We start from the raw sequence: 5,689 nt of genomic DNA, 5'->3' as shown, positions 1-5,689 counted from the left end.
CCCCCCCCCCCCCCCCCCCCCCCCCCCCCCCCCCCCCCCCCCCCCCCCCCCCCCCCCCCCCCCCCCCCCCCCCCCCCCCCCCCCCCCCGGGGTGGGGGCGGGACGGTGGCGGGGTGGGGGCAGGATGACGCGGTGGACGTGGGGGACGCGGTGGCGATGGCCGAGGACCTGCTGGCCGAGCACGGGCTGGCCGGCTGGACGGTCGTGCTCGACCGCGCCCGCACCCGCGCCGGGGTGTGCCGGGAGGACCGCCGCGAGATCGGCCTGAGCGCCCCCCTCGTGCGGCTGCACTCGGCGGAGGAGGTGCGCGACACCGTGCTGCACGAGATCGCGCACGCCCTGGTGGGCGCCCGGCACGGGCACGACGCGGTGTGGCGCGCGACCGCGCGGAGCATCGGCTGCACGGGCACCCGCACCACCTCCGCACCGCGCCCGCCGGGGCGCTGGCGCGGGGTGTGCCCGGCGGGGCACGCCGTGACGCGGCACCGGCGACCGGCCCGGCTGGTGGCCTGCGGCGCCTGCGCCCGGGGTTTCTCCGCCGAGCACCTGCTGACGTGGCACCTCGACGGCCGCGAGGTCCCCGTCCCCGAGATGGGCGAGCAGTACCGCGCCGACCACCGCGCCCTGCGCGCCGGCCTGCTGCACGACGCGCGAGCGACCACCCCCGCCGCTCCGCCGCTGCCGGCCGGCACGCCCGTGCGACTGCTCGGCACGGGCCGCTACGCCGGCCTGTCCGGCTTCGTGCTGCGCCGGGCCCGCACCCGCTACCACGTGCAGACGCCCGTCGGGGTCCTCACCGCCCCCTTCACCGCGGTCGAACCCCTCCCCTGACGGAACCGGAGCGAACCCGGAGCAGGCCTGCGGTGCCCTGAGCGGCTGGCGGGAGTTCCCGGGGCAGGGCGTCCGGAGCCCGCGCCTCCTCTGCACGGCGAGGTCCCGCGAGAGCCCCGGCGCGGGCGGAGAGCCCGGCCCCGGGAACTCCCGCCAGCCGCGGAACCCGACCCGCACGAACCCTAGGCACGGCAGAGCAGCTCGCCGTGCACCATCGCCGTCCACCCGTCCGGGTCGGCCGCCCACTCCCGCCACGCACCCGCCGCCGCGGCGACGTCCTCCTCACTGAACCCCCTGCCGCGCAAGCGGTTCGTGAGTTCGGAGTTCTCGGTGCGCTCGGCCCACGTCCCGCCCCACCAGTCGCGCTCCTGCTCGGTGGCGAAGGACCACACCGAGGCCGAGGGCACCACGTCGGTGAACCCCGCGGCGCGCGCCCAGGACAGCAGGCGGGCGCCGGCGTCCGGGTCGCCGCCCGCGCTGCGGGCCGCCGCGCGGTACCCGGACAGCCAGGCGTCCAGCGCCGGGGCGGCGGGGTGCCAGTGCACGGTGGCGTAGTCGGCGTCGCGCACCGCGACGGTGCCGCCGGGCCGGCACACCCGGCGCATCTCCCGCAGCGCCGCGACGGGGTCCGGCAGGTGCTGCAGGACCTGGTGGGCGTGCACGACGTCGAACTCGCCGTCGGCGAACGGCAGCGCGCCGGCGTCCGCGACGGCCAGCTCGACGACGACGCCGCGGGCGTCGGCGGCCTCGCGGGCGGCGGCCAGGACGTCGGCGGAGGCGTCGACGCCGACCACGCGACCGGGGGCGAGGTGCGCCGCCAGGTCGGCGGTCAGGGTGCCCACGCCGCACCCGACGTCGAGCAGGGACAGCCCCGGGCGCAGCCGCGGCAGCAGGTACGAGGCGGAGTTGACGACGGTGCGCCGGCCGTGCGAACGGCGCACCGGGGGGGCGTACCCGTGCAGGTAGGCGGGGGCGCCGGAGGTTCCGGAGACGGGGGTGCTCATGGCGGGAGCATCGCGGCACCCCAACCCCTCGTCCATCATGTGAAACGCCCATCTCAAAAAATGAGACGACCCATCGCGCGTCAGCGCCCTGCGAGCACCTCGCGCACCGCCTCCCGGGCGGCCCGGGAGGCCCCCACCGTCGACGCCGACGGGCCGTAACCCACCAGGTGCAGCCGCGGCTCGCGCACCGCCCGGGTGCCGTCCACGAGGATCCCGCCACCCGGCTCGCGCAGCCGCAGCGGGCGCAGGTGCTCCAGCGCCGGGCGGAACCCGGTGGCCCACAGGATCGCGTCGGCGGCCTGCTCGGAACCGTCCGCCCAGCGCACCCCGTGCGGCAGGACGCGCATGAACGGCGGGTGCGGCTTCAGCACGCCCGCCTCCCGCAGCGCGCTCACCTGCGACGTCAGGACCAGGCCGGTGGCCGAGACCACGCTGCCGGGCGGGGCGCCCGCCGCGACCCGGTCGGCCACCCGCGCCACCGCCGCCCGGCGCGCCTCGACGTCCAGCCCACCGGCGGCGTCCGGCTCGTGGAACACCGGCTCGCTGCGGGTCACCCACGTGGTGCCCGCGACGCGGGACAGCTCCGCCAGGTGCTGGACCGCCGAGACGCCTCCGCCGACGACCACCACGTGCTGCCCCGCGAACTCCTCCGGCCCGCGGTAGTCCACCGTGTGCAGCTGCCGGCCGGCGAACCCCTCCGCGCCGGGGTAGTACGGGCGGAAGGGGCGCGTCCAGGTGCCCGTGGCGTTGACGACGGCCCGCGCGGCGTAGCGCCCGGCGTCGGTGGCGACGAGCAGCCGGGGACCCGCCGGGCGCACCTCCCGCACCCGCACGGGCCGGTGCACCGGGTGCCCCAGGGTCTCCTCGTAGGCGGCGAAGTAGGCCGGTACCACCCGCGCCGCCGGTGCGCCCGGGTCCACCCGGCCCAGGGCCTCGCGCATCGACAGCCCCGGCAGGTCGTGCACTCCGTTGACCAGCGCCATCGTCAGCGAGGGCCAGCGGTGCCGCCACGCCCCGCCGGGCCCGTCCGCGGCGTCCAGGACCGCGTACCCGTGCCCGGGGCGCAGCCCGGCGCGGTGCAGGTGGTGGGCCGTGGCCAGCCCTCCCTGCCCGGCACCGATGACGACGACGTCCACGGTCGTCAGGGCCGGGCTCACCTGCGGCCCCGCCGTCCCGCGGCCCGCGCCACCCGTCGCGTCACAGTCCGTGATCGTAGGGTTCTCCGGCACCCGTGCGCGCGGCGACCGCCGGGCCGCGACCGGCCCGGGGAGCGTTCAACGGGGCGGGGTCCCCCGCCGCAGCGCGGCGCTGGTGCGGGCCGTCGGCTCGGCGGCCAGCGGGTCCTCGGGCCAGGGGTGCTTGGGGTAGCGGCCGCGGTTCTCGGAGCGCACACCCGGGTAGCCGTTGCGCCAGAACGACTCCAGGTCCGCGGTGACGGCCAGCGGGCGGCCCGCCGGGGACAGCAGGTGCACCACGACCGCCACCCGCCCACCGGCCACCCGCGGGCCGGTGCGCCACCCGAACGCCTCCTGCAGCTTCAGCGACAGCACCGGTGCGGCCGGGTCCGCGTAGTCCAGCGCGACGCGCCGGCCGCTGGGTACCGCGAGCGCCTCGGGGGCGAGCTCGTCCAGGCGGGCCGCCACCTCCCAGGGCAGCGCCCGGCGCAGTGCGCCTCCCGCGTCGAGGCGCCGCAGGTCCGCGCGCGAGCGCACGCGCGTCAGCTGCGGCCCCAGCCACCGCGCCGGGTCGGCCGCGAGCGCCTCGTCGCTCCAGTCCGGCCACGGCTCGCCCAGCGCGGCGCGGCAGCACGCCACCCGCTGCCGCAGGGAACGCACCGCCCCGTCCAGGCGCAGCACGCCCAGCCCTTCGCGGCGCAGGCCGTCGGCGACGGCGGCGGCGACACGCTCCGGCGGGGGGTCGGCCAGAGGACGCGTGGACAGCTCCAGCTCGCCGAGCCGCTCCACGCGGCGGGCCACCACGTCGCCGTCGCGCCAGGCGACCTCGTCGACCGCCACGGGGGTGACGACCGTGCGCGCCAGGTCCTCGTCCAGCGGCGCCGCGGCCCGCACGCGCGCCGAGGCGCGGCCGGGGGCACGGTCCGCCACGGCCACCGCGAGCCAGGTGGCACCCTCCAGCGCCGAGCCGGGCCCGGCCTCGAAGCGGGTGCCGCCCGTGGACGCCCAGCCGGCGCCGCGGCGGAGCGCGATGCGCTCGGGGAACGCCAGCGCGGTCACCAGGCCCGCCGCCAGGTCGTCCGGCAGGTCGCCCGGCGACCCGTCCGGCGACGTCGCGGCGCTGCGCGCGGGCAGCGACGCGCACAGCCGCCGGGCCTCCCGCCGCCACTGCTCCGCACCCGGCGCCCGGCCCGCCCGCGCGGCCCGCCACGTGGCGACCAGGTCGTCGTCGCGCCCGCGCACGTCCTCGCCGACCAGCGCGACGACCTCCGCGGCGCGGGCCGCGCCGACCAGCGGTGCACCGTCGAGCAGGGCCCGGGCCAGCCGGGGGTGCGCGCCCACCTCCGCCGCGGCGCGACCGGCGGGCGTGACCGCACCGGCGGCGTCCAGCAGGCCGAGGTCGCGCAGCACCTGCCGCGCCGCGGCCAGCGGCCCGGCCGGCGGGCGGTCCAGCAGCGGCAGGTCGGCCACCTCGCCCCAGCAGGCCGCCAGCAGCGCGAAGGCGGTCAGGTCGCTGGTGGCGATCCCGGGGGCCGGCTCGGGCACCAGCAGGGCGTGGTCGGCCGGCGACCACGCCCGCAGCACCGTGCCGGGCGCCTCGCGCGCGGCGCGGCCGGCGCGCTGCTCGGCGCCGGCGCGCGAGACCCGCACGGTGTCCAGCCCGGCCAGGCCCCGGGCGTGGTCGACGCGCGGCACCCGCGCCAGACCGGAGTCGACGACCACCCGCACCCCCGGCACGGTCAGGCTGGACTCGGCCACGGCGGTGGCCAGCACCACGCGGCGGCGCGGCCCGGGGCGCAGCGCGGCGTCCTGCTCGCGCGAGCCCAGCCCACCGGTCAGGACGGCCACGTCCACCCCCGGCAGGGCCAGGCGCCGCTGCACGGCGGCGATCTCCCCCGCACCGGGCAGGAAGACCAGCACGTCGCCGTCCAGCTCCGCGACGGCCTCGCGCACCAGGGCCGCGACGTGCTCCAGCAGCGCGGGGTCGACCCGCAGCCCCTCCGGCGGGCGCACCGGTCGCGGCGGCGGGCACCAGCGCACGTGCAGCGGGTGCACGGGCGCGGTGGCGCGGACCACGGGTGCGGGGGTGCCGGGGCCGTCCCCCAGGAGGGCGGCCAGCCGGTCCGCGGCGAGGGTGGCCGAGGCGGCCACGATCCGCAGGTCCTCGCGCAGCAGCCGGCGCGCCTGCAGGCAGAACGCCATCGCGAGGTCGAGCTCGACCTGGCGCTCGTGGACCTCGTCGAGCAGCACGGCGGACACGCCGGGCAGGTCCTCGGCGCTCAGCAGCCGGCGCAGCAGCAGGCCGGTGGTGACGACCTCCACCCGGGTTCCGGGGCCGGCGCGGCGCTCCCCGCGCACGGCGTACCCGACGGTGCCGCCGACCTCCTCGCCCAGCAGAGCGGCCATCCGCGCGGCGGCGGCTCGGGCAGCGACGCGCCGCGGCTCGGCCACGAGGACGCGGCCGGGCAGGGCACCGGCCAGCGCGAGGGGCACCAGGGTCGTCTTGCCGGTGCCCGGCGGGGCCTGCAGCACCGCCGTCCCGGAGCGCTCCAGGGCGTCGAGGAGGTCGGGCACGACCGCGCCGACCGGCAGGGTGTCCAGCAGTCCGGGCGGCAGCACGGCGCCAGCGTCCCAGGAAAGAGGACGGCGGGGCACCGGGCGGCGGTCTGCCGCCCGGTG

At 79.9% G+C, this 5,689-nt stretch carries 4 protein-coding genes; 1 reads left to right on the top strand and 3 read right to left on the bottom strand.

Annotated features, from left to right (window positions below; genetic code table 11):
• Window positions 1-132: 132 nt before the first annotated feature.
• Window positions 133-831, top strand: coding sequence for a SprT-like domain-containing protein (locus tag ACRYR9_RS19395; protein WP_432499041.1), 699 nt, complete (start codon window positions 133-135; stop codon window positions 829-831).
• Between the two features lie 182 nt (window positions 832-1,013).
• Here the strand turns inward: ACRYR9_RS19395 and ACRYR9_RS19390 are convergent, their stop codons facing one another.
• The 3 genes from ACRYR9_RS19390 to hrpB form a co-directional block, all read right to left on the bottom strand.
• On the bottom strand, window positions 1,014-1,835 hold the full coding sequence (locus tag ACRYR9_RS19390) for a methyltransferase domain-containing protein (RefSeq protein ID WP_432499043.1): 822 nt from the start codon (window positions 1,833-1,835) through the stop codon (window positions 1,014-1,016).
• Between the two features lie 80 nt (window positions 1,836-1,915).
• On the bottom strand, window positions 1,916-2,992 hold the full coding sequence (locus ACRYR9_RS19385) for an NAD(P)-binding domain-containing protein (RefSeq protein ID WP_432499046.1): 1,077 nt from the start codon (window positions 2,990-2,992) through the stop codon (window positions 1,916-1,918).
• A 117-nt stretch (window positions 2,993-3,109) separates the two neighbouring features.
• Window positions 3,110-5,629, bottom strand: a complete 2,520-nt coding sequence (gene hrpB / locus ACRYR9_RS19380) for an ATP-dependent helicase HrpB (RefSeq protein WP_432499049.1) — start codon at window positions 5,627-5,629, stop codon at window positions 3,110-3,112.
• Window positions 5,630-5,689: the final 60 nt, after the last annotated feature.

Origin of the sequence: Kineococcus auxinigenes (genome assembly GCF_050871525.1) — a bacterium.
GTDB lineage: Bacteria > Actinomycetota > Actinomycetes > Actinomycetales > Kineococcaceae > Kineococcus.
Note: the sequence above shows the minus strand (reverse complement) of the source record. Positions and strands in the feature narration are given on the sequence as shown.

What these genes read in the sequence shown, in the direction of transcription:
- ACRYR9_RS19390 (WP_432499043.1), bottom strand. Translation starts at nt 1,835, where the DNA reads ATGAGCACCCCCGTCTCCGGAACCTCCGGCGCCCCCGCCTACCTGCAC.